Raw genomic sequence first — 23,517 nt, forward strand, 5'->3', positions numbered from 1 at the left:
TTAGATGGTTGAATTCTGTTGACGAACAGGAGCGACCTTATAGATCGTTGTTCTGGAAACTTTGTAGCTCTTGGCTATCTGGCTGACAGGTATCGTCGGGTCAGTCATTAGCCTTCTAATCTCTCGTACCTGTTTATCGTCCAATTTCGGCTTACGGCCTCCTGCCCGGCCACGGGCGCGGGCGGCAGCTAGACCGGCCTGTGTGCGCTCGCGGATCAAGCTCCGCTCGAACTCAGACAGCGCCCCGAACAAATGGAAAGCCATCTTGCCCGCTGCGGTATCCGTCTCGATCCTTTCGGTGAGGCTCACAAAGCTGATACCGCGCTCTTTTAGATCGTCAACGATCCGCAGCAGGTCTTTCAGGCTGCGCCCGAGTCGATCCAGCCGCCACACCACAAGGGTGTCACCAGCTCGCAGCGCCTTGAGGCACTGGTCAAGCTCCGGGCGGTCTGCTGTCTTGCCGCTGGCCTTCTCTTCGTAGGTGACGCTGCACCCGGCTTTCGTCAGCGCGTCACGCTGCAAATCAAGGTGCTGATCGTCCGTCGAAACGCGGGCATAGCCGATGCGTTGATTCATGGACAGTACCTAAACATTGAAAAATTGACGGATATTTTAACAGGCCAAGGCATCCAAAGACAGTGTCATTTTCAGAAGACGACTGCACGGAATATCAGGAGTCGGCCGCACTGGTGGATTGCAGCGCGGTGTACAGGGCCGTCTTGCTCACCTTGAGCCGTGTAGCGGCCTCTCGGACATTAAGCCCGTTGGCGATGTGCTCCCGCGCTCGCTGCAACTTGTCGGCGGTGACAACCGGCTTTCGCCCGCCCTTCCTCCCACGAGCGGCGGCGGCAGTCAACCCGGCCTTGGTGCGCTCGCGGATCAAGTCGCGCTCGAACTGGCCCAGCGCGCCGAACACGTGGAAGATGAGCCGCCCGCCTGGCGTGGTGGTGTCGATGGCTTCCGTCAGAGAACGGAAGCCGACGCCTCGCGCTTCCAGCGCGCCTATCGTTTCGATTAGGTGCGGCATAGAGCGCCCGAGCCGATCCAGCCGCCAGACGGCCAGCACGTCGCCGTCGCGCAGGTAGGCCAGCGCATCAGCCAAGCCGGGGCGGTCGGCCTTGGCCCCGGAAGTCGTGTCCTCGAAAACGCGCTCGCAGCCTGCCTTGCGTAGCGCATCCGTCTGCAAGGCGGTGTCCTGTTCCGCCGTCGATACCCGCGCATAGCCGATCAGTGCCATTTGCCGCCTCTCTTGTCCGTCATTCCGTCCGCCTATCTTAATGTCCGACAACCCGTTGTGCAATAACTTTGCTGGACAGTGTCCGGCATGGCCGACTAATGATCGTTTGACGGACATTGACGGTAAGGCATTTTTGCATTACTATGTGAAGCATCAACCTTGATTGCGAGGGCAAACCACCATGACCACATTGACCGTTACCGCACGGGGACAAGTGACGTTTCGGAAGGACGTACTGCAACACCTCGGCATCAGGCCAGGCGACAAGATCGAGCTGGACTTGTTGCCAGACGGTCGGGGCGTGCTCAAGGCGGCACGGCCCGCAGGGACGATAGCCAGCTTTGTCGGCCTGCTCGCGGGCAAGACGCAGAAGGTTGCCACCATCGAAGAAATCAACGAGGCGGCGGCGCAAGGCTGGGCAGGTAAGCAATGAAGGTCGCAGTCGATACCAACGTCCTTGTGCGTGCGGTTGTGCGTGACGATCCCGCACAAGCGGACGTTGCCGCCGCAGTCTTGACCGACGCCGAGTTGATCGCGGTCGCGCTGCCGTGCCTATGCGAATTTGTTTGGGTGCTGCTGCGTGTCTACGGCTTCCAGCAAGCCGACGCGGCCAGCGCGATCCGGGCACTACTGGCCGCCGCGAATGTGGAAGTGAACCGGCCTGCCGTGGAGGCTGGCTTGCTGGTGCTCGACGCGGGCGGAGACTTTGCCGATGGCGTCATTGCCTACGAAGGCAACTGGCTTGGCGGGGAAACCTTCGTTTCCTTCGATAAGAAGGCGGTGGCACTTCTCACGGCGCAAGGGCAATCAACGCGCCTTTTGTGACGGACATGAGCATGAACGAATTCCGCCGACTGGCCGCGAAGATCGACCAACACATGCAGCAGCTTGCCGCCCAGGGTGTCAGCGAGGCCCATGCCATCATCAATCGCATGATGGGGTACGGGCCTGACCTGCACAGGATTTGGGTCGGCACATCCGATCAGCAGCTCATGGCGCTGTCCCGCGAGTTCCCAGGGTTCTACCGCTACGCCCGCATCATGGAAGAGGCATCCGAAGCCGAGCGCCGCAAGGCTTCGCGGCCCTATGACGGCATGGCCGAGTTCTCCGAACAGCACAAGCAAATGGGCGCGCAACTGCTGACCACGGCGGCCACGCTTGAGCGTGGCTACCAGGCGTTTCGTGCGAGCGGCAGTCTCCAAGACTTCCGGCCTCAGCTCGACGAGCTGGGCCGCCTGCATCGGCAATGGCTGTCCGACCTGGAAGCCTTCAAAGACTCGCTGCGCACGCAGGGCGCAGAACCCAAGGTGCTGGAATACGTGAACGAGGCTTTCGGCCGCCTGGCCGAGCGCATCAAGCAGCTTGCCGGTTGATCGCCGGAATTTTCGGCGGTTCCGGCTTTGTCGCGCCGTGCACAAGAGTTCTGAGCAATTCCGATCTCTCGCGGCGCTTCGTGCATAGAACTTCTGACCGTTCCCGGTCAGAAGTTCTATGCACACACGGCGGCCAGCCCAGTGAACTGGTGCAGTCGCCTTCTGAAAACGACATCGGTGTCGTTTTCAGAAGACGGCTGCACTGAACGTCAGAAGCCGACTGCACTATAGCAGCGGAGGGGTTGGATCCATCAGGCAACGACGGGCTGCTGCCGGCCATCAGCGGACGCAGGGAGGACTTTCCGCAACCGGCCGTTCGATGCGGCACCGATGGCCTTCGCGCAGGGGTAGTGAATCCGCCAGGATTGACTTGCGCTGCCCTACCTCTCACTAGTGAGGGGCGGCAGCGCATCAAGCGGTGAGCGCACTCCGGCACCGCCAACTTTCAGCACATGCGTGTAAATCATCGTCGTAGAGACGTCGGAATGGCCGAGCAGATCCTGCACGGTTCGAATGTCGTAACCGCTGCGGAGCAAGGCCGTCGCGAACGAGTGGCGGAGGGTGTGCGGTGTGGCGGGCTTCGTGATGCCTGCTTGTTCTACGGCACGTTTGAAGGCGCGCTGAAAGGTCTGGTCATACATGTGATGGCGACGCACGACACCGCTCCGTGGATCGGTCGAATGCGTGTGCTGCGCAAAAACCCAGAACCACGGCCAGGAATGCCCGGCGCGCGGATACTTCCGCTCAAGGGCGTCGGGAAGCGCAACGCCGCTGCGGCCCTCGGCCTGGTCCTTCAGCCACCATGCCCGTGCACGCGACAGCTGCTCGCGCAGGCTGGGTGCCAAGCTCTCGGGTAACATCAAGGCCCGATCCTTGGAGCCCTTGCCCTCCCGCACGATGATCGTGCCGTGATCGAAATCCAGATCCTTGACCCGCAGTTGCAAACCCTCACTGATCCGCATGCCCGTTCCATACAGAAGCTGGGCGAACAAACGATGCTCGCCTTCCAGAAAACCGAGGATGCGAACCACTTCATCCGGGGTCAGCACCACCGGCAAGCGCCGCGACGGCCGAGGTCTTCCGATCTCCTGAAGCCAGGGCAGATCCGTGCACAGCACCTTGCCGTAGAAGAACAGCAAGGCCGCCAATGCCTGACGATGCGTGGAGACCGAAACCTTGCGCTCGTTCGCCAGCCAGGACAGAAATGCCTCGACTTCGCTGCTGCCCAAGGTTGCCGGGTGACGCACACCGTGGAAACGGATGAAGGCACGAACCCAGTGGACATAAGCCTGTTCGGTTCGTAAGCTGTAATGCAAGTAGCGTATGCGCTCACGCAACTGGTCCAGAACCTTGACCGAACGCAGCGGTGGTAACGGCGCAGTGGCGGTTTTCATGGCTTGTTATGACTGTTTTTTTGTACAGTCTATGCCTCGGGCATCCAAGCAGCAAGCGCGTTACGCCGTGGGTCGATGTTTGATGTTATGGAGCAGCAACGATGTTACGCAGCAGGGCAGTCGCCCTAAAACAAAGTTAGGCGTCCAATCTTGGCACCGCAATAATGAAAAGGAATCACATGGCTATTACACTTGCGTTTGATGTCTATGGAACTCTAATCAATACGCATGGCGTTATCGTTGCGTTGGAAAAACATGTTGGCGATAAAGCCTCTGAATTTTCTCGTACTTGGCGTGAGAAACAACTCGAATATTCATTTCGTCGTGGGTTAATGCAGAATTATGAAAACTTTTCCGTATGTACCAGCAATGCTCTCGATTACGCGAGTTCATACTTTAAAGTCCCGCTTGGCCTGAAAGAGAAGGAGGAACTCTTGGGCGCATATAAAGTACTGCCGGCATTCGACGATGTAGAAGACGGGTTGGCTCGCGCAAAGAAAGCCGGCTTTAGAATGTTCGCGTTCTCGAATGGCAGCGCCGATGCGGTAGAGATATTGCTAAAGAATGCTGGAATCCGGGACCACTTTATCGGCGTGGTGAGTGTTGATGAAATGAAGTCATACAAGCCAAACCCCGGCGTATATAGTCATTTTTTGAGAAGGGCTGGTGCTTTGGGAGCGGATGCTTGGCTTGTATCAAGTAATCCATTCGATGTAATTGGAGCCATTTCTTCAGGAATGCGTGCGGCGTGGATTAAACGTTCCCCTGAGGCATTATTCGATCCGTGGGGAATCGAGCCAACGTTAACTGTAAATGGTCTTTCTACCTTGGCTGAACAAATTGGCCAAGAATGCAGGTACGCCTAACAATTCGTTCGAGGGCCGATGGCCCTGACGGGCCGCGCCCTCAACTCAAACGTTGAACGACAGCTTTCCCAAAAGCTCTACGGCTGCTCTGGGTCGACACCGGTAATCGGATCGTTGCCGCACTGAACAGCGCCCCGTTCCAGGTCGCCTCCATTTATGCGGCTGAACCGAGGGAGAGCAGCTTTACGCCGTCTGGCCGCAGTTCGCCCTTGGGCGACACGTGCCGGTAGAGCGTCTGCCGGGTAATCCCGAGTTCTTCGCAGAGATCGCCCACCTTGGTTTCCGGTTGCCCCATGCTGGCCATCGCCAGGCGTAGCTTGGCGGCGGTCATCTTGAAGGGGCGCCCCCCTTTCCTGCCGCGAGCGCGCGCCGAGATAAGTCCAGCGACTGTTCGCTCGGAAATCAACTCACGCTCGAACTCGGCCAGCGCGGCAAAAATACCGAACACAAGCTTGCCGGCGGCAGTCGTCGTGTCGACCGCCGCACCGTGACCGGTCAGGACCTTCAGGCCCACGCTACGCGCAGTTAGGTCGTGCACGGTGTTGATCAGGTGGCGCAGATCACGGCCAAGCCGATCGAGCTTCCACACGATCAGCGTGTCCCCTTCACGAAGCGCCTTCAGGCAAGCAGCCAACCCTGGGCGATCATCGCGCCTGCCCGAGGCCAGATCCTCGTAAAGGTGCGCAAGGCTCACACCAGCGGCGATGAGCGCATCGCGTTGCAAATTGGTGGACTGGGATCCGTCCGCCTTCGATACCCGCATGTAGCCGATCAGCACCTTTTCACCCGTCACGTATACGTTCGATTATGTGACAGTTTGCATCGGGAAGCTCTGCACGTCAAAATTTGTCACTTAACCCGTCATTCTGTCTAAGGCATGCAAAGGGTAGGCTAGGCTCATAATGTGACAGAAATTCCGGGGGGATGCCTTCCTTCGCGAAGGTGGCGCGCAACTGTTCCAAGGAAGCGGGGTCGCGCCGACCATAGGAAGCCAACGCGAACAGCGAGCGTGCCGTCTCGGGGTCGTGCCGCGCTTCAATGATGGCCTCATCGATGGCCTGGACTGCCCGTTGCCAGTGATCGACGGGTTCGGGCTTCGGCGTTTTCGCCGACAGGCCACTGGTGAAACCGGTTTGGGGTTCGGACCAGAACAGCTTTGCATGCTCGCCCGGCGGGCTTATGTCCCTCACCTCAATCAAGCTGATTGCCGTTGCCGCCGCCTCCAGCATCTGCAACCGTACTGCCGGATTCAGGGTTTCATACGGTCGCCACAGACTTTGCCCAGCACGCAGCGGATGCCCGCAGCCTTCCCAGGCTTGGCGGAGATACCCCGCGCAGGTTCCGCACGCGGAAAGCGGGGTGTTCAGCTCATCGAGCAGCGTGCGTAGCAGCCGAAACCACAATCCGGCGTGGATGCTTCGGCGCGGCAGCTCCACGTGACCGGTTGTCAGTGCCTGCCAGGTACGCTGGTCCATCGCCGCAATCGCGTCGCTGGCGGTGCGCGGTTCGGCGTCGGCGTTCTCCCAGCCGATAAACCGCCCTGGCACGCCCCAATAGGATTCCAGCCAGCAGCCATGCAGCGGGCAACTCAGCATCAGGGGCAGCTTCCACGCGAGCAGTACGGCTTGGTTCTCCGGATCGTTCAGGCAGAGCGGACAGGCGCGATGTATCGGCTGGCTGGGCAGCCAGGCACGCCAGCTCGTGATGGATCGCGTCCTACGGCGGAGTTTCGGCAGCAGCACCGAGAGCTGGAACGTATAGGTTTCCAATGCGTCTGGAATCTGATCATCAAGGCTGTCCAGTAGCCAAGGCACCCAGCCGGCGAAACTCATGCAACGCAGCCGGTCCGGCTCGATGCCGCTCCGCTGGGAGAGCATCGCCAACAGCGCCAGTGGTGGCGCGGTATCCAGGTCATCGACCTGAGCGTGACCAAGATCGTGCTCCAGCAGCTCGGACACCTCCATGTGATAGCAAATGGCCACGCGGTTGAGCCACGAAGACAAGGCTTCGCCTTCTCTGGGGGCCGGATGCAGTGGCCAGCGTGGCGCTGGCTTCACATCAGTTCCCGCTCGAATTGCCGCCGCCGCTCGCTGGGACCGGTGTAATCGGCCATGCTCAGCGTGCGATGGTTGATCGCTTCCTCGCCGCTCTCCACGGCGACGATGGCCGCCGCCATCAGCAAGTGCGCCAGTTCGCCGATGGTGCCCTCGCTGCGTGTGAGCAAGTAGCGGGCCATGTCCAGCGTGGCAATCGACGAGGGTCGCCGCAGTGGAAGCGAAGCGGCGAAGCTGGCCAGCAGTGAGCAGCAATCGTGGTTGGCCTCCCATACCGGCAGCATCATCGGCTCGAAACGATTTTCCAACTGGTCATCGGAGCGGATGGCCAGGTAGGCGTCACGCGTGCCGACCCCGACCAGTGGGATGCGCAGTTCATTGCCGAGGAAGCGCAGGAGATTGAGGAATTCCCGGCGGTTGACGCTGTTACCGGCCAGGACGTTGTGCAACTCGTCGATCACCAGCATGCGCACGCCGACCTTGCGCAGCAGTGCCAGCGCCAGTTGTTCCATTTCTGGCAGTCGGGGGCGCGGGCGCAGTGGCGCGCCCATTGCGGCGAGCAGCGCAACATAGAAACGGATCACCGACGGCTCAGACGGCATCTGAACGACCAGTACCGGGATGTGCTCCTGGTCGGCGTCGGCGCTGGCTGGATGCGTGCGCCGGAACTTCTCGATGATCATCGACTTGCCGTTGTTGGTTGGGCCAATCAGCAGCAGGTTTGGCATGCGCTGCTTGTTCGGCCACGCATACAGGGTTTCCAGCCGGTTTAACGCTTCGACCGCGCGCGGATAGCCGATCCAGCGGTCGGCGCGAAGACGCTGGATGCGCTCGCCCGCCGGCAGCCGGGCCAATCCCTGCGCCGCCGGCAACAGGTGTAACAAGTCGATGATGGGATATTCGTCCACGGCTACCACTCCTCGATCTGGTCGAACGGCTTGGCTGGTGGCTGCTTGTCTGCCTGCGGGTCAGCCATCTCTGCGTCCGGCGGTGGCATCGCTTTGACAGGCGGTGTCGTTGCCTTGAGGTGCTGGCGTCGATCCGCATCGCGCCGCGCCTTGCGCGTGGCCTTCTGTGCGGTGGTCACGATCTCGCGCATCTGCCCGATCATGCGGAACAGTGCCGATTCATCCACCTGCTCGCGCCCTTGCTGCCGTAATTTCGCCAGCGCCTGCCGTTGTTCCCATAGGGTGACAGCCGGGTGCGACAAGGTACGGTAGGGAATTTCCAGGTAGTGCTGACCCTCCGGCTCCAGCACCCAAATGCGGCTGATGTCGCGCGGGTCGCGCCGGATCAGGAACGCAGGCAAGCGGTCGCGCCGAGCTATCCACGGCTTGAGCGCATCGGCGTAGTAGTGGATGTGGTCGATGACGAAGCCGGTGCGGGTCAGCGTGCGGCGGATGATGGGCAGAAAATCGACCAGAAAAGCCGTGGCGCGGGTGACGACGGCCGGTATACCGACACGCGCCACGGCCTCAGCCCAGCGCGCCGCCGGCGGTTGGAACAGGCCGTTGTGCACGGAGCCGTGATAGGTGCCGACCGCCAATGTGAGCCAGCGCTCCAGCTCGCGCAATGTCAGAGCGGCCTTGTTTTCGGAATCGTAGTCGCCGCGCCGGTCCGGGTTGGAGAAGGTTGTTCCCGGTAGATCGTCGTGGATCATCTGCATCGCCGTGCCGATGATCCGTTCCACAATGCCGCCATAGTGCGGCTGTCCCAGCGGACGATAGTCCAGCCGGATGCCATGCTGCTCGCAACCCCGGCGCAGGGCCTCGCTCTTGAACTCGGCCGCGTTGTCTAGGTAGAGCAGCAAGGGCTTGCCGCTCATCGGCCAATCCATTTCCACGTTCAGCCCTTCCAGCCAAGGGCGCTTGTCGCAGGCGATATGCACAAGGCACAGGCCGACCGAGACGGCGGATGGCGCTTCCAACGTGACCACCATTCCAACCACGCAGCGGGTAAACACGTCGATGGCGAGGGTCAGGTACGGGCGGCCAATCGGTTGCCGGTCGCGCTCATCGACCACGATCAGGTCGATGACCGTATGGTCGATCTGTACCTGCTCCAGCGGCGCGGTCACGGCAGGAGGCTCGCCGCCTACACCTTGCAGGTCGCGGGCGGCATCCTGGCCTTCCCGGCGGCGCATGGTTTTGAGCGGATCGAGGCCGGCGATCCGTAAGGCCACGGTGTTGCGCGCCGGCACTCGCAGTTTTTGAGCCTTGCACACCTGAGTGACTTCGCGGTGAAAGGCCGCCAGGCTGCGCTTCTGCTTGGTCAGGAAGCGCTTTTGCAGCAACTCGCGGATGATGCGCTCAACTGATTCCGGCAAGCGTCCCTTGCCTTTTCCGCCGCCGGATCGGCTGCGAGCCAGGTCCGTCACAAGCCCAGCACCTTGCCGGGCACGGCGGATTAGGACATACACCTGCCGCCTGGACAGGCCAAGCGCGTGAGCAGCGGCATCGGCGGCTTCATGCCCGACCACATCAAGCGCTGCCAGCGGCCCGATGATTTCCGCCCGTTGCCGGGCCTGCGCCCAAGCCGCATCGGGCAGGGTGGCCACGCCTTGCTCGGCAATCAATGATGTGTCTGACGCCATGCTCACACCTCGCTTTGGTGCACACGAGTATTGAGCATAGTCGAGATTGGTGCAGATGACTTCTGATATTGCGTTGTCAGGAGTCGCCTGCACATCTGGCGTTACGCCCCGTCAATTGGTGCAGTCGTCTTCTGAAAATGACACCAGCCACCGGCGAGATCAGCCGGGCGCATATCTTCGTCGCGGCGCTGGGGGCCTCGAACTACACCTATGCCTGCGCCACGCCGGGTGAAGCCCAGGTGGACTGGCTGACCGCGCTGGGCCAGGCGTTCAGCTACTTTGGCGGGGTCAGCGAGATGGTCGTGCCGGACAACCCGCGCGCCCTGATCGCCCATCCTGATCGCTACGAGCCGGGCTTGAACCGCGCCGCGCTGGAGTGTGCCCGGCATTACGACACGGTGATGCTGCCGGCGCGGCCGCGTAAGCCGCAGGACAAAGCCAAGGCCGAGGTGGCGGTGCAGATCGTCGAACGCTGGATCATGGCGCGGCTGCGCCACCAGCAGTTCTTCAGCCTGCATGCGCTCAATCAGGCGATTGCCGAGCTGCTTGAGGACTTGAACCAGCGCCCGTTCAAGAAGCTCGACGGCTGCCGCCGGGAGTGGTTCGAGCGGCTCGATCAACCGGTGCTGCGGCCACTGCCACAGCACCCCTACGAGGTGGTGACCTTCAAGCGCTGCAAGGTCAACATCGACTACCACATCGAAGTGAACGGCGGCTTCTACAGCGTGCCCTCGGCCCTGGCCCGACAGAGCGTCGATGTGCGGCTGAGCGCGCATACCGTGGAAATCCTGCACGGCAACCGGCGGGTCGCCAGCCACCTGCGACTTCAGCGGCGCGGCGCCTACAGCACCCAGAGCGAACACATGCCGGCGTCGCACAAGGCGCACCGCGAGTGGACGCCGCAGCGCCTGCTCGACTGGGGCGAGCGAATCGGCCCGCACGCCCGGCAGATCGTCGAGTACCAACTGACCCACAAACCGCACCCGGAGATGGGCTATCGCGCCTGCCTGGGCCTGCTCTCGCTGGCCCGCCAGTACGGTAACGCGCGCCTGGAGGCGGCGGCCAGCCGCGCCGTGCAACTGCGGGCGCTTAACGGCCGCACCGTGCGCAACCTGCTCAAGCAAGGGCTCGACCAACAACCACTGCCCAAGCCCGCGACGCCGGCAGCGCAACCCAGCAGCCACGAGAACGTCCGTGGCGCCGATTACTACACCCAAGAGGAACTGTTCGATGATGACCCAACACACCCTGAGCCAGCTGCACCAACTGCGGCTGAGCGGCATGGCCCGAGCGCTGGAAGAGCAGTGGACGCTGCCGGCCAGCCACAGCTTGAGCTTCGATGAACGCCTCGGCCTGCTGCTCGATCGCGAACTGGCCTGGCGCGACGACAAGCGTCTGGAGCGGCTGCGCAAACAGGCCAAGCTCAAGTACGCCGGCGCCTGCCTGGAAGACCTCGATCGCCGCCGTGGCCGCACTCTGGACGAGCGCCTGATCGCGACCCTGGCCAGCGGCGACTGGCTCCGCCAACGGCACAACCTGTTGCTGACCGGCCCAACCGGCGTCGGCAAGACCTGGCTCGCCTGCGCCCTGGGCCACCAGGCCTGCCGCCAGGGCTACAGCGCGCTGTACCTGCGCACCCCGCGCCTGCTAGAGCAACTGCGCATCGCCCACGGCGACGGTAGCTTCGGGCGCACCCTGCAACAGCTGGCTAAGGTCGACGTTCTGATTTTGGACGACTGGGCCCTGGCCCCGCTGGAGGAAAACGCCCGGCATGACCTGCTGGAAGTGATCGACGACCGCGCCGGTAGCCGCTCCACCATCCTGACCAGCCAATTGCCGGTCGAGCACTGGCACGGCTGGATCAACGACCCCACGCTGGCCGACGCATTGCTCGACCGCCTGGTGCACAACGCCTACCGAATCATGATGAAAGGTGAGTCACTGCGGCGGAAAAACACGGAGGAAGAAGCCGCATCGTGACCGATGCGGTTAGAATTTAAACCCCGCGCAATCGGGTGGAGGCACCGGTCACGTTGTTAGCGAAATGAGCGGTCACGTTCACCGAAATCCGCACTTACACCTGCGTTTAGGGGCATTGAACCTGAAGTTGCCTGGTGGGCGGCCTGGTACACCAAGACGGTGGTCTTGTTTGCGCTGGTGGCTGGGGGGTACTGGCTAGGCTCAATCCTAGAGGATCGCTATTAATCGACCCGGTTATTTTGGTTGGCTAGCGTAGTCTGCCAAGCGAAATAACCGGGGGCGCCGCCAGGCAAAAAGAAAGGGGCTAATAATTAGCCCCTTTTTTGTGTTCCTGGATCACCTAAAAAGGGGCGGCCGCAAAAACTGAGTGCAACACCTGACCTTTCCGGTACGGTGTTGCCCCATGTCCTATTCCGAACTCAGCGTCGAAGAGCGCGCCGCCATTCAACTCGGTCAAGCCCAAGGTTTCAGCCTGCGCGGGATTGCTCGCCTGATCAACCGATCGCCCTCGACCATCAGCCGCGAGCTGAGACGCAATCAAGACGGCATTGGTGCTTACGCGGCCCGTAGCGCCCAACAACAGATGAGGATTCGGCGCCAAGCCTGCCGGCCCAAGCGCAAGCTGCTGCCGGGCAGTGAGCGCTTCGAGTTGGTGGTCCACATGCTGCGTGAGCGTTTGTCTCCCGAGCAGATTGCCGGCAAGCTGCGCAGCATGAACATTTCCAGCCTTAGAGATGCCTACGTCTGTCGCGAGACGATCTACAACGCGATCTATGCCCTGCCGGTCGGCGAACTGCGCAAGGAGCTGATCATCTGCCTGCGCCAAGGCAAGACGGCCCGCCGGCCGCGCTCTGGCGGTGTAGATCGGCGCGGCCAGATCCCCGAGATGGTCAGTATCCACGTGCGCCCGCCGGAGATCGAAGACCGACTGATGCCGGGCCATTGGGAAGGCGACCTGATCAAGGGCAAGGCCAACGCCTCGTCCGTAGGCACCTTGGTAGAGCGCACCAGTGGCTACCTGATCCTGGTGAAGATGAACGACGCGACGGCGACCTCGGCGATGGAAGGTTTCAGCGCGGCGCTCAATCGCATGCCGCTGGCGATGCGCAAGAGCATGACCTACGACCAGGGGCGGGAGATGGCGCGGCACGCCGAGATCACCCAGAAGACCGGGGTGGCGATCTACTTCTGCGACCCGCACAGTCCTTGGCAGCGCGGCAGCAACGAAAACATCAATGGCTTGATCCGCCAGTACCTGCCCAAGGGCACAGACCTGTCGGTACACAGCCAGGAAGAGCTGGATGCCATTGCACTGCAATTGAATATGCGCCCGCGCAAGCGCTTCGACTTCAAATGCCCGATTGAAGTCATGAGCGAGGTGATGCAAGAAGCCATGGCTATGCGGCATGATGCTCCAGCTTCAATTCAATAACCGTGTTGCACTCAGCTCCTGAAACCGCCAGGAATACCAGGATAACCGTCGATATCCAGCCACTCACATTCTTCTTCGCGTTTAGCTTGGCGAGGGGAAGGTTTTGGCGGGGATGCGATAACTATCTTCTGAATTGCTCCAGAATAACCTATCTCTGCTGCGGCTTGTTCGGCCTGCTCCAGTGTAGGCTTGCTGTAGCAAACACCATATTCACCGTCACGCGGATCAATGAATTGATAAGCTTCAGTGTGGCCCATGATGGAACTCCTTCAATTAATGGTGAGCAATATGCAGCCGAGTGCTCTAACGCTGCAGCTTGAATATAGCAGAATTTTTTTTGAGGGCAAAAAAAAACGAGATAGCCGAAGCTATCTCGTCTGTGTCTAACCTAGATCATTGAAGATCGAGGGTAGACATTTTGTAATGCTCTTCTGCAATACGGCAAGCTTCAACAAGAAGCAGGCCGGTAGGAGCATAAAATTTGAAAACCCGAGTAATGCCATTGATGGTGCGGCATACATACAGGAATTGCTTATCAGAAAAAGCTTCGACTTTTTCAGATTTGATGGAACCATCATTTTGAGCTTTCTGGTGAATCTGGGCATGACCGAAAGGTTTTGCACCGAGATAGGTGAGGTATGCAATTGCATACGGCTCATGAGTTTCTGCAACAGCAGACTCAACACCAGGAGCGAAATCGAAAATGGATTGAAACGATTGAAAGTCGAGGTTGATACCAGACATGGTTATTTCCTTGTAACGGTTAGTGAGAGAGCATTTCAGTCAGCCATGTGCTCTAAACGCTGACGGGGTAATCCTAGCCTAAGCAGGACGGGTGTTCCAGTGTTTATGCGGCTTTCAGCGTGGAAACGCGATCGGGTAGGAGGCGGCCTCACGGCCGCCGTCCTCCCACACCACCGTGCGTACGGTTCCGTACACGGCGGTTCAGGCCATGCGGTTAAGCCGATTGATCGTATCCAGTATCGAGACCAGTCCAAGTCTGTCCCATAGCTTCTTCGGCAGCGCCTGATTCATATGCGGCGCTCCTGAGTTCCACCACGGGCCTCGGCCATTGAAGGCCGACTTGCAGGCACGCTCCTCGCTCAATCCCAGGCGCATCAGGTTGCGCGCCCTCGTAGAGGGCTGCTTCCATTGCCGCCAGATGACACAGCGAAGTTTGTGCCTGACCCAGCCATCCAGCTCTTCCAGTGGACGCTTGCTCTGGCTGAGCTTGAAGTAGCCTGCCCAGCCTCGCAGCACCGGGTTTACCCGCTCGATGACATTCGCCATCTTGTGGCCCCGCACCCCTCGCAGCAGTTCCCTGAGACGGTCGCGCACACGGCGCAGGCTCATGGTTGCCACTCGCAGTCTAGGCAGCGAGTGCCAACTCATCCCATACCCCAGGTAGTCGCATTTCCACGACCCAGCCACGCGACTCTTGTCCCGATTCAGTCTCAGTTTCAGACGGTGATTCAGGAACCGCTCGACACTGGCCAGCACTCGTTCGCCAGCACGCGGACTACGGACATAAATGTTCGCGTCATCGGCATAGCGCACGAAGCGATGGCCTCGCCGCTCCAACTCACGGTCGAGTTCATCGAGCAGGATGTTCGACAGCAGCGGCGAAAGCGGGCCGCCTTGCGGCGCCCCCTCCTGCCGATGGCTGACAACCCCGTCCGACATGACGCCCGCTTCGAGGTAACGGCGGATGAGTCTGAGCACCTGTTTGTCTTCGACATGGCGCTCAACACAGAACATCAGGATGTCGTGGTTGACCCGATCAAAGAACTTCTCCAGATCGAGTTCCACGCAACACCTATGACCCGCCGCCACATGGGTGCGGGCCATCTCGACAGCCTGGTGAGCGCTTCTGCCCGGACGGAAGCCGTAGCTATAGTCCGAGAACAGCGGATCGAAGATCGGCGTGAGCTGTTGCAGCAGGGCTTGCTGGATCAGGCGATCCACGACACTGGGAATGCCCAGTTGCCGCATACCGCCCTGCGGTTTGGGAATTTCGACCGCCCGCACTGCCTGGGGATGGTATTCACCTGCCAGCAGCCTGACCTTCAGGATGGGCCAATACTGTTTCACGTAGCCTGCCAAGTCGGCGACCGTCATGCCATCGGCACCCGGCGCCCCCTTGTTGCTGACCACGCGCTGATACGCACGCTTGAGATTCGCCGGTGCAAGCACCCGCTCCATCAGCGTGTCCGGCTCCGCGTTCATCCACGTCACCGACGCCGCCGATACCTCTGCGCTGTCAGGCGTCATCCTCGGCCTCTGGCCGGGACTCGGGGTGACAGTCTTCTCTTGGAGAAATTTCTGCATTTCGGTTATCGACGAGACGCTGACGCCTACTGGCGGCATGACCTGTTCGGCCCTTGATGGCGTGGTTGACCGCCACTTACTACGGCCTCGGCTGACTTCTGCACGCCCATCCCGTCGCCTCTCGACAATCGGTAGCACAATGGCAAGCGTACAGATCTCCCAGGGTAATTCGCGCGACCTTCCTGCTTATGCCTGTCGGATCTACGTCGCAGCGTTCCGTGCAAGTATCGGGCTTTGGCGATTATGGCCACCTCACCCCGCTGCGCCGCCTCATCCGCTTCCTGTTCGTCAGGCCAGCATTTTGCCTCGGGCTTCCTTCAGATTCGCAGTCGCCCGCGACACCCTTGCCTTCAGCTAACACTTCCCCTTGCCGGGTGTGTAGAGGACTTTCACCTCCAAGTCGCCAGGCTCACCACCACAGTGAACCCGACAGCGCCAGTCACGGCGCTACGCGCCATGCCTGGCGCACCACAAAAAAGGCCGCTTAAAGCGGCCTTGAGATAGCATTTTTACCCGAATCGTCGGGATCCAGGATGGAGAAATGCAATCATTCCTTTTGTTGCTCGATCTTGCGGAGCTCTTCCGTATAGGCAAGATCGCGTAAGCTGGGCTTGCGCTTCCACGCTTTACGCTCCGGCTTAGGGGCTGCAGCGTATGTTACGACTTCGCCGCCGTATATCTCTGTAAACCGTTTTGCGTCGCGTTCTAGTTGCTCTCGTAAAGCTGCCTTGTCCATCTTTTATTCATCATCCTTTACTTTGGGTGATTCATATGCGGGCGAGCCATTCTTATCAGGATAGCTTTGTTTGCAGCCGGCTTTGTATCCTGAGCAACTGAAAAAACTCCAACCGCCCTCCCCTTCTTTAGTGCGATGAATAAGGGGTTTGCCACACGACTTGCATTCAAACTCTGATAACTCGGGAGCGCGGGATTTACCAGGTGTTCCGTTGTTATCCTCGGCTGCGTAATCACAACCTTCGCCATCCGGTTCAAAACCACTGCAGCCCCACCAGGGCGAATCTTTTTTCTTTTGGGGCATATTCAGCATCAGGCCGCGCCCGCATTGCGGGCACGGGTGAGCTGCTGGCGTGTTTTTCTTGTAGTCCGAAATTTCATTTACTAACTTTCCGTGCACGTTACTTATGAGCGCCTTAAACGTTGTTTTGCCCTCTGCTATCGCTTCCAATTGTTCTTCTGCTATTCGGGTAAAGTCATATTCTAAGAATTTGAATTTACCCCTTGTAGCCTTAATTAAGCGCACACCGCGAGGCGTTGGCCTTAAAGGCCCAGGCACCTTTTTGTCGATCTTTTCAACATACCCTCTGGTGTCGATTATGTTCTCGATAATCGCGGAATAGGTCGATGGGCGCCCGATGCCGCGTTTCTCCAGTTCATCGACCAATGACACCTCGGTGTATCGTGCTGGAGGGTTTGTTTTGGAAACCGTCAGCTCTCCAGACTTCACCTCCAGCTGGTCCCCGGCGTTGACGTTGGGGACGGGGTTGCTCGCTTCGGTTGCTTCGTCCGAAGCGGCTTTGTCTGGATCCTCGGCCGCATCTTGAGCGACGAGGCTTTTCCAGCCAGGGAAGGCCAGCTTCTTGCCTCTGGCCAGGAGCGTGATGACCTTGCCGTCGATTTCATCGACGCTTTCGAGGATGGCGGTGCGCACATCGAACCGAGCATCTTGAAGTTGGCTGCAGATCGTTCGCTGCCATATCAAACGGTATAGCTTGCGTTGTTCATCGGTTTCGCCGGCTTCGGTTACGGACATTTTGGAGGGGCGAATGCACTCATGAGCACCTTGAGCATTACCCTTCGCTTTGAACTTTCGCGGGGTTTCAACTAGTGGCAGGCCGTTTTCTCTGCAGTAGTCGGCAATCGCTTTCAAAGCATCATTGGAAAGGTTTGGGTTGTCCGTTCGCATGTAGGTAATAGCGCCCTGCTCATACAGCGCCTGCGCGGCCTTCATGGTGTCTTTGGGGCTCATGCCACAGGCGTTCCCCGCAGCCTTTTGCAGGGTTGAGGTTATGAATGGCGCGGGTGGACTGCTCTTGCTTTCGGTTGCTTGGCATGAAACGACGCGAACGCTCTTCAGCTGAGCAACCTGCTCTGCAAACGCCCTGTCCGTCCAGTATTCTTCGCCGTCCTGGAGCAAGGGTTTTGTTTGCCACTTCGCTGTCCAGTCTCCAAAGCATAGAGTGGCGCCGAAATGTGCAATGGACACATGCGCAGCAATCTCTTCCTCTCTGTCTACGACGAGGCGAACAGCAACGGATTGAACGCGCCCAGCTGAAAAGCTGCGGTCGCCAAGCTGTTCAGCAACAACCGGGCTCACCATATATCCGACCTGTCTATCAAGGCAGCGCCGGGCTTCCTGAGCTGCCACCTTGCCTAAGTTGATGGTTCCTGGTTGGGCGAGCGCCTGTTTTAGGGCGCTCGGAGTGATTTCAGTGAACGTAATTCTTTTGGGGTTTTGCAGGCCCAGGGCCTGTTGAATGTGCCAAGCAATGGCCTCCCCTTCCCTGTCGTCATCAGTGGCCAGATAGACGTTCTGGCACTCCGCTGCCAGTCGCTTGAGCCTGCTGGCCACCTCCTTGCCTCGCTCGGTAAAAACATACTCGGGGCGAAAGTCTGGAGGCGAGATTCCCATGCGCTTCTCTGGTAGGTCGCGGATATGGCCGACGCTCGCCGCTACTTTGTACCCAGCGCCCAGGTAGCCTTCAATAGTTCTAACTTTTCCAGGGGATTCAACAATAATTAAATCAGTCATCCGAAACTCCGAGTGGTAAATAAAACTCGGCGCCCCGTTACTACATAGAAAATATCTATTCGGTTCGCGCCGCCTGAGAAGTTGTGCAGGCGTTGAAGATAAAGTGCGTCTGGAGAAGACCTTCCGGTTTCGTAAGCAAGCTGTGTTCTTCGCCTAACGCCGCCTACTTCCGCGCACTGTTCTTGTGTCAATCCTGCATTCTTTCGTTCGTGATAGAGTCGCCGCCCTATTAGGGCGGCTTCTGCAGGTTTTTCTGATAGAGACATTACTTGGCGAGTATTGCTTTTCGCTGCTGGTGATAGCGCTTGATGATCAGGTTCAATTCGTGCATGACCTTGCGAAGAGGTTTGGCATATTGATCTTCGCGCTTTTTGTATTCGCCTTTTGTAAGCGCTCCGCGATAATGCAGTTCTTTAAGCGAGGCGGTTATCTGGTCAGCAAGAACAAACAGGCGGATGAAGCTATTTACCAGCGGCGTTCCGCGTCCTTTGTCGATCTTGAGTTCGTATGTATTGCCCTCAGGCAAAGACACATCGACCGCTTTAATCAGTGGATCCGCTAGCTCCTGGTTTACCTGGATCAGACTCGCTTTAAGCTTTTCTTCAACATCCTTGATTTGCTTCGCCAACTCTGGTCGAAGTTTCTCGGCGAGAGCTTGTGCAATTCTGTGCTCTGGTTTCGGGTTGCTAGCGAACGCTTCTAGCGAGAACAGGTTTTCAGCTACGCGCCGGCCGCATATCCGCTTATCCTCAGGGCGTGGGGCGAAGTAACTTGTATCCCAAAGGATGATTAGATAAAGGTCGTGAACCTTTATCCTAACATCGTATTCAGCTTGTTTTTCCATGCTTGTCATTTCTAACTACCTTTGGATAGGTTTTGAAGTTTTAAAATAACTTCGGCAGATAACTCCATAACCTGCTTATTTAGAAACGCTAGTTCATATCTATATGCCAGGGCTGGCTCTCTATAGTCATCCGTCGAAAACTCTAGAGTTATATGTTCCGCGCTTCTTTTAAACTTGTTTGCTATGGTGGCGGCAAGTTTAAATGCATCTTTATTATCTGCGTTTAAACACCATTCAACAATCTGATCCAGGCGTTGCCCTGGATCAGATTGCGGGTCATGGCCGGCAGCTATAGCGCATTGCCATTCATTGAACAGCTCTGCGCCAGTTGCCGGGTCTTCCGAGGGGTTGCCTGGACACAGACGATCACACCAACTGACGCGGTACATGGTGCGCCCCATGAAATCGAATGACTCATAATCGCTTGCTGTTGCCAGGCGCACCAAGGGCATTACTCAGTATCTCCAACCAGACCGCGAATCTTGTCGTGGAGCAACTGAGTTAGCTCGGCTGCAGCAACGCCCTCGGGGGCGTCTATGTCAAGCAATACGGCGAGAGCTAGTGCTGCGTTCATGTCCACGTTGATAGTGACCCCTGCGTTTGCTTGAGGCGCGTCCCCCTGCTCCTGGCCGTTGCTCTCAGGTCCCGCGTCGCCGCCCTGCCCCGGCGTTGATTTGGGTTCTTTCGGAGTCTTGGGCTCTTTCGGCAAAACGGCTTTAAGTGCAACAGGGAAGGATTCGCCCTTGTTCATCACGCGAGTGGCTAACTTTGATAGCTGCTCGGGTTGCAGCTTGCGGAGGTCATAGACCAGGTTCACGTCCTGGCAAAGCCCCTTCTTAACGAACGTCTGAGCCTCTTCAGAAAGCTTGAAGACGGCCATCAACTTGCTCAGCTGCGACTTATTGCGGAGTCCGTGAGCAACAATGACCTGCTCGGTTGTCATCTTGAATTCGTCCTGGTCGCGCTGGATCGAGCAAGCCTGTTGCCACAGGTTTAGGTCGCGGCGCAGCGCGTTGTCAGTAACGTGATCCAGGCGCGCTTCGATTTCATCACCGGTTTTGATGATGATGGGAACCTCTGTTTCGCCAGCCAACTGACCGGCGCGCCAACGGTTCTCACCGGCGATGATTTCATGAATGCCTTCTTCGTCGGCGGGGCGAACTTCGATAGGGCGACGGATCCCGTATCGCTGGCCATTTGGAAGCTTGAGCTTGATGGATTCAGCGAGCGCCTTGATGTGATCCGCGCTCGCTTCGCTGTCCATGTCGTCCCGATCTTGCTGCTTGTTTGGGCGCAGCTTGTCTATTGGGGCGTACAGAACGCGACCGTTATCGCTTGATACGCTCGGCTCGGGGCGGGCTGTTCCAGGGACGAGAAATTCATCCAGATTCGGCTTCTTTTGCATTACTTCAGTACCTCATTAAAGAGAGCTTGCATTTCATTGATGGCTAGCTGGTCTTTGCCAAGCTCTTCGACAGTCGCGCCTTCTTTAATGGCGCGGCGAAAGCCAACACGTTCACAGATGATTGATTCCAGGATTTCCATGCCTTCTTCTTGAAGGAATTCGATCAGCTCCTTTGTTTCGGTGTTTTTGGTGCGGGGGTCGATTCTCGAAAGTAGAATCTTGACCTTCAGGTCGCGGTTAAAATCGCGCGCCATGCCGATAATCTCTTGCAGATCAGTCATAGTCGCCGCGTCGAAGCTGCTAGCGCCTACAGGGATAATCGCAAGGTCAGCGAGTAGTAGCGCGGCGCGCAAGGCGCCGGAGTCGCGGCCACCAACGTCAACAATCGTCGTTTCGTAATTCGCGCTGAGGGTTCGGCCTTCATCGAGAACGGCGCGATCTTTCAAAACGATGGTGGTGGGGCTGGGACTACGCTTCGCGTCGCGCCGCCAAGCAGCCCAGGAGGCCGCGCTGGCCTGCGGGTCGCCATCTATAAGAAGGGTAGGGCCTCGCTTTGCAGCGGCTGCTGCCAGGTGAACAGCGGTGGTGGATTTGGAAACGCCGCCTTTGATGTGTGCAACTGCAATTCTCATGTCAAATACCTTCTATGTCGTCGAGTGCGGATAGGTCTACTCGGGATTGCTTGTCAGTTTGTTCTGTTTGGCTTTTTTGCTGCTTAGGCTTTTCCTCGGTGAGGATGCCGGCCAGTGCTGCGGTTATTGCTGCTTCTTCATCAGCGCTCAATTTTCCCTTGCCTGCTTTTGGAGTGCTCTGGTGTTGCTCGGCAAATGGGTCTGAGTCGGGCGCGTTAAAGGGGTCGCTTTCGTGTGCATCCAGAGTCGGAGCCGGCTTCTCTTCTGCTTCAGCGAAGGGGTCGTTATCAGTTACTTCCATGCTTGCGAACGGATCGTTATCGGAGTCCATGCTTTCAAATGGATCCGCTTGCGGCTCGGTAGCAACCTCGGCCGCGAATGGATCTGACTCGGGTGCGATGGTTGGGGCTGGCGGTTGCGGCTTTTGCGTGACCGCCGCTGCGTTAGCTGTACCTCGCGGCGGAATGCCGCGCAATTCTTTAACCGGGATCCAGCATGTATAAACCAAGGTTGCCAGCGTGTTTGGCCGTATTAGCGCGCCCACTCGGGGCGGGAGCGACAAAAGCTGGTTGGCAGGGATTAGCTGTTCTTCGACCTGCCCAACCGACCGCTCCGGGCTCCATTCTTCGGCGCCGCCCCGGTTTGTTTCTACCTTTTCTAGCTTGGTCACGCTCTTCTGTACCGTGCCTGTCTGGAGCGATACCCACTCGGCAGTTTCGTCGTCATTTGCGCGATAACTAACCGTCACTTGCGTGTTGGTCTCGATGCCGGTTTTGATGGACTCGGCGTTAAGTGATTTGTCTGGAAGGTTGAGCAAATCTTTTACAGACTGATACGCCAACCCCATGCTAATCCCTTTTGACAGAACGGTCGCCAAGGCATCGGCCATGGTGTCCGAAACGACGAATCGACATTCATCTATGATCAGCAATACATGCTTGGGAAGAGGGCGGCGCAGAGCCACTTGCACGACTTCATCAAGCAGCGCGACAGTGCCTTTGCGAACAATCGTGTCCTTCATGTGCGAACGCACATACACAACCTGGCTACCGTGCAGTGCTGCCGCAACATCAAAGGATTGATCCTTAGTGGCGCACAGCGCCTCAAGCTGGCTGAATTCACTAACATTCGACTGGATGCTTCCGCAGTTCTCGCGGATCCAGTTCCTCTTCTGGTCGCTTATTTCCGGGTGTTTGCCTTTTAGCAGCTTCTTCAGGTCTGCCAGCGTGCCGTCCCATAGGGGCATGAGGTAATCAAGAACTTCGCGCTCGTTACGCTTGTAGAAGTCGGCAGTTTGGCCGGTGTCAGCCATTGTGAAAGCCTTAACGACGCGCTCTCTACGTTCGCGCATGGTGCCGTTTACGAACGGCGCATAGTAGCCATCACCAACTCCGTTGAAGTCCATCACCAGGGGAGCAGGGCGGCCATTTATCTCGCAGCTCTCGCGCATAATGTCGTATATGAAATCGTCGGGTTTAAGGTCAACGAACCATGCCCCCCAGCCTTTCTTAATAGCCTGATCCAGCAGAACGCCCAGGCCTACGCCTTTACCGGTCTGCGAGGGGCCGATGATTTTCAGGTGATTTTTTCTAAAAACTTCATCGTCCATATAGATGGGGCTCCCCTCGGCATTGAGGCCAAGAAAAACCTTTCCGTCTTGATAGAACGAGCGAGGGTTGAAGTCCTTTGCCTTGATCCTGGATACCTCGACGCGAATGTCCGACAGAGCGTCACCAGTTTGGCGAACACGGAATTTTCGGCGCCAGGCAGAGAAGGCGGGCCGCACCCAGCGCAGCGCAATAGTCCTGATAAGGACTGGCATCAGGAATACAACTATCAGCGACCACCACATATCGGATATGGCGGCTTTCAGCTCGGCCAGCCACAAGTCCATATAGTTGCTTGCTGCTGCCCAGTCCTGCCCAAATGAGAAGTATGCAAGTAGGTAGAGGGCGGCAGCGGTAAGCGGGAGAAGCACCGCGAGAAGAATCACCATGGCGCGGCGCAGCCATATAAGGAATAGCTCCAGGGCTGTGGTTTCCTTTGTCTCTCGCACGGCTCCGGTGATGCTCAAGACAAGGAGGATGCCCAGAAGCAAGGACATAGCTGCGGCTATCCCCGGATTCGTATTCACCAATATCAGTCGTAGAAATTCCATTCCGTTTTTCTCGTGTGCTGTTTCCGAATCGGAAACGCTCTAGCCTTACCGTCCAGTTTCCGATTCGGAAACTTCCCCTCATTTCATCTTTCCCGAAAGCTGTCGCGCCTTGATCAGTTTCCGAATCGGAAACTGGCGCCGGCTGGCGATGCCTTCTCGCCTCGGCATGTTTCCGAATCGGAAACTTAAAGGCAAGCGGTTTGCGCTTAGGTCGTGATGCGCTTCGCGGCATCGTTCCCCCCGGCAGGCAAGCCCTTTCCGTTGCCTTTAAGTATGCGCAACGTTATGCGCATTATCCTATTGCTATTCTAATATTTATGCAATAGCCTAAATAATAGAAAAGCAATAGATAGAGGCATAGAAAATGCACGCATTTTCTACCAAGCAAAGAGCCAAAAGCCGCCACCCCTGCGGGTGTGTCGTGGGCGCCCCTGGGGGGGGCCCTAGCCTC

General features: G+C 58.2%; 25 protein-coding genes. 7 read left to right on the top strand and 18 right to left on the bottom strand.

The window, feature by feature from the left end; all coding sequences use genetic code 11:
• Positions 1-576, bottom strand: coding sequence for a recombinase family protein (locus F753_RS29415; protein WP_023444275.1), 576 nt, complete (start codon positions 574-576; stop codon positions 1-3).
• Positions 577-670: 94 nt separating this feature from the next.
• Positions 671-1,237, bottom strand: coding sequence for a recombinase family protein (locus tag F753_RS29420; protein ID WP_023444276.1), 567 nt, complete (start codon positions 1,235-1,237; stop codon positions 671-673).
• A gap of 181 nt (positions 1,238-1,418) precedes the next feature.
• On the opposite strand from F753_RS29420, the gene F753_RS29425 reads away from it, so the two are divergent.
• From F753_RS29425 to F753_RS29435, 3 genes are read left to right on the top strand one after another with little or no spacing between them, the layout of a single operon-like run.
• Positions 1,419-1,670 carry an AbrB/MazE/SpoVT family DNA-binding domain-containing protein gene (locus F753_RS29425; RefSeq protein WP_003108276.1) on the top strand — a complete coding sequence of 84 codons (252 nt, stop codon included), beginning with the start codon at positions 1,419-1,421 and terminating at the stop codon, positions 1,668-1,670.
• Positions 1,667-2,062, top strand: a complete 396-nt coding sequence (locus F753_RS29430) for a type II toxin-antitoxin system VapC family toxin (RefSeq protein WP_003159186.1) — start codon at positions 1,667-1,669, stop codon at positions 2,060-2,062. The genes F753_RS29425 and F753_RS29430 overlap by 4 nt, the downstream gene beginning before the upstream one ends.
• Positions 2,063-2,073: 11 nt before the next feature.
• Positions 2,074-2,610: a hypothetical protein gene (locus F753_RS29435; protein WP_003159187.1), complete on the top strand. Its 537-nt coding sequence runs from the start codon at positions 2,074-2,076 to the stop codon at positions 2,608-2,610.
• A 380-nt stretch (positions 2,611-2,990) separates the two neighbouring features.
• Here F753_RS29435 and intI1 read toward each other — a convergent pair whose 3' ends face one another.
• Positions 2,991-4,004, bottom strand: coding sequence for a class 1 integron integrase IntI1 (intI1, locus tag F753_RS29440; protein ID WP_000845048.1), 1,014 nt, complete (start codon positions 4,002-4,004; stop codon positions 2,991-2,993).
• A 179-nt stretch (positions 4,005-4,183) separates the two neighbouring features.
• On the opposite strand from intI1, the gene F753_RS29445 reads away from it, so the two are divergent.
• Positions 4,184-4,870: a haloacid dehalogenase type II gene (locus F753_RS29445; protein ID WP_023444277.1), complete on the top strand. Its 687-nt coding sequence runs from the start codon at positions 4,184-4,186 to the stop codon at positions 4,868-4,870.
• 154 nt (positions 4,871-5,024) lie between these two features.
• Here the strand turns inward: F753_RS29445 and F753_RS29450 are convergent, their stop codons facing one another.
• The 4 genes from F753_RS29450 to F753_RS29465 all read right to left on the bottom strand — a co-directional run bounded on the left by F753_RS29450 (position 5,025) and on the right by F753_RS29465 (position 9,517).
• Entirely contained in the window at positions 5,025-5,648 is a 624-nt protein-coding gene (locus tag F753_RS29450; RefSeq protein ID WP_003155741.1) for a recombinase family protein, read from the bottom strand.
• A 61-nt stretch (positions 5,649-5,709) separates the two neighbouring features.
• Positions 5,710-6,903, bottom strand: coding sequence for a TniQ family protein (locus F753_RS29455; RefSeq protein WP_202636815.1), 1,194 nt, complete (start codon positions 6,901-6,903; stop codon positions 5,710-5,712).
• Between the two features lie 20 nt (positions 6,904-6,923).
• Entirely contained in the window at positions 6,924-7,832 is a 909-nt protein-coding gene (locus F753_RS29460; RefSeq protein ID WP_023444279.1) for a TniB family NTP-binding protein, read from the bottom strand.
• A gap of 2 nt (positions 7,833-7,834) precedes the next feature.
• On the bottom strand, positions 7,835-9,517 hold the full coding sequence (locus tag F753_RS29465) for a Mu transposase C-terminal domain-containing protein (protein WP_031297276.1): 1,683 nt from the start codon (positions 9,515-9,517) through the stop codon (positions 7,835-7,837).
• A 95-nt stretch (positions 9,518-9,612) separates the two neighbouring features.
• On the opposite strand from F753_RS29465, the gene istA reads away from it, so the two are divergent.
• From istA to F753_RS29480, 3 genes are all read left to right on the top strand, one after another.
• Positions 9,613-10,860 carry an IS21 family transposase gene (istA, locus tag F753_RS29470; protein WP_425337490.1) on the top strand — a complete coding sequence of 416 codons (1,248 nt, stop codon included), beginning with the start codon at positions 9,613-9,615 and terminating at the stop codon, positions 10,858-10,860.
• Complete coding sequence (gene istB / locus F753_RS29475; RefSeq protein WP_031297278.1) at positions 10,748-11,497, top strand: IS21-like element helper ATPase IstB; 750 nt, start codon at positions 10,748-10,750, stop codon at positions 11,495-11,497. The genes istA and istB overlap by 113 nt, the downstream gene beginning before the upstream one ends.
• Positions 11,498-11,900: 403 nt before the next feature.
• Positions 11,901-12,929: an IS30-like element ISPfl2 family transposase gene (locus F753_RS29480; protein ID WP_011805384.1), complete on the top strand. Its 1,029-nt coding sequence runs from the start codon at positions 11,901-11,903 to the stop codon at positions 12,927-12,929.
• A gap of 11 nt (positions 12,930-12,940) precedes the next feature.
• On the opposite strand, the gene F753_RS49475 is transcribed toward F753_RS29480, so the two are convergent.
• From F753_RS49475 to F753_RS0124665, 11 genes are all read right to left on the bottom strand, one after another.
• Positions 12,941-13,186: a hypothetical protein gene (locus F753_RS49475; RefSeq protein ID WP_156924020.1), complete on the bottom strand. Its 246-nt coding sequence runs from the start codon at positions 13,184-13,186 to the stop codon at positions 12,941-12,943.
• A gap of 136 nt (positions 13,187-13,322) precedes the next feature.
• Complete coding sequence (locus tag F753_RS49480) at positions 13,323-13,673, bottom strand: hypothetical protein (RefSeq protein ID WP_128578999.1); 351 nt, start codon at positions 13,671-13,673, stop codon at positions 13,323-13,325.
• Positions 13,674-13,874: 201 nt separating this feature from the next.
• Positions 13,875-15,296, bottom strand: coding sequence for a group II intron reverse transcriptase/maturase (gene ltrA / locus F753_RS29490; RefSeq protein ID WP_017517123.1), 1,422 nt, complete (start codon positions 15,294-15,296; stop codon positions 13,875-13,877).
• 508 nt (positions 15,297-15,804) lie between these two features.
• Positions 15,805-15,993: a hypothetical protein gene (locus tag F753_RS29495; RefSeq protein WP_023444284.1), complete on the bottom strand. Its 189-nt coding sequence runs from the start codon at positions 15,991-15,993 to the stop codon at positions 15,805-15,807.
• Between the two features lie 3 nt (positions 15,994-15,996).
• A complete protein-coding gene (topA, locus tag F753_RS29500) occupies positions 15,997-18,027 on the bottom strand; it encodes a type I DNA topoisomerase (protein ID WP_023444285.1) in 2,031 nt (676 codons plus the stop codon).
• Complete coding sequence (locus F753_RS50285) at positions 18,024-18,293, bottom strand: helix-turn-helix domain-containing protein (RefSeq protein ID WP_156924021.1); 270 nt, start codon at positions 18,291-18,293, stop codon at positions 18,024-18,026. The genes topA and F753_RS50285 overlap by 4 nt, the downstream gene beginning before the upstream one ends.
• The gene (locus F753_RS29505) at positions 18,293-18,880 is read right to left on the bottom strand and encodes a hypothetical protein (RefSeq protein WP_023444286.1); all 588 of its coding nucleotides are present in this window, start codon (positions 18,878-18,880) and stop codon (positions 18,293-18,295) included. The genes F753_RS50285 and F753_RS29505 overlap by 1 nt, the downstream gene beginning before the upstream one ends.
• Positions 18,881-18,882: 2 nt before the next feature.
• Entirely contained in the window at positions 18,883-19,323 is a 441-nt protein-coding gene (locus F753_RS49490) for a hypothetical protein (RefSeq protein WP_156924022.1), read from the bottom strand.
• Entirely contained in the window at positions 19,323-20,276 is a 954-nt protein-coding gene (locus F753_RS48760) for a ParB/RepB/Spo0J family partition protein (RefSeq protein WP_023444287.1), read from the bottom strand. The genes F753_RS49490 and F753_RS48760 overlap by 1 nt, the downstream gene beginning before the upstream one ends.
• Positions 20,276-20,908 (bottom strand): nucleotide-binding protein, encoded by a 633-nt coding sequence (locus tag F753_RS29510; RefSeq protein ID WP_023444288.1) that lies wholly within the window; start codon positions 20,906-20,908, stop codon positions 20,276-20,278. The genes F753_RS48760 and F753_RS29510 overlap by 1 nt, the downstream gene beginning before the upstream one ends.
• A 1-nt stretch (position 20,909) precedes the next feature.
• Positions 20,910-23,066 carry a type IV secretory system conjugative DNA transfer family protein gene (locus tag F753_RS0124665; RefSeq protein ID WP_023444289.1) on the bottom strand — a complete coding sequence of 719 codons (2,157 nt, stop codon included), beginning with the start codon at positions 23,064-23,066 and terminating at the stop codon, positions 20,910-20,912.
• Positions 23,067-23,517 lie beyond the last annotated feature (451 nt).

The sequence above is a fragment of the Stutzerimonas chloritidismutans AW-1 genome (assembly GCF_000495915.1).
GTDB lineage: Bacteria > Pseudomonadota > Gammaproteobacteria > Pseudomonadales > Pseudomonadaceae > Stutzerimonas > Stutzerimonas chloritidismutans.